Genomic DNA, 264 nt, shown 5'->3' with positions numbered 1-264 from the left:
AAGATTTGTAAATAAAAATAAAAAACAAAATGAGAGGATGAATGAAATGACAAAAGAATACAAGTTCACAAAAGAAGAGTTAGTAGAGGCTTGGAAAGATCCGCAAGTAAGAGAGAAGCTAAAAGACTTACCGAAACACCCATCTGGAAAAGCACTAAACGAATTAAGTGAGGAAGAGTTAGCGGAAATCCAAGGGGCATCAGATGTACAACCAGAAACAACACCACTTTGTGTGGGAGTAATTATCGGGTTAACAACGTCAAT

At 36.7% G+C, this 264-nt stretch carries 1 protein-coding gene; it reads left to right on the top strand.

The features are described 5' to 3' along the window. Window positions 1-46 precede the first annotated feature (46 nt). The coding region (locus ACS2QP_RS27920) for a mersacidin family lantibiotic (protein WP_438883090.1) at window positions 47-264 on the top strand (218 nt) is incomplete at its 3' end.

Origin of the sequence: Bacillus cereus group sp. Bce019 (assembly GCF_051781745.1) — a bacterium.
Classification (GTDB): domain Bacteria; phylum Bacillota; class Bacilli; order Bacillales; family Bacillaceae_G; genus Bacillus_A; species Bacillus_A cereus.
Note: the sequence above shows the minus strand (reverse complement) of the source record. Positions and strands in the feature narration are given on the sequence as shown.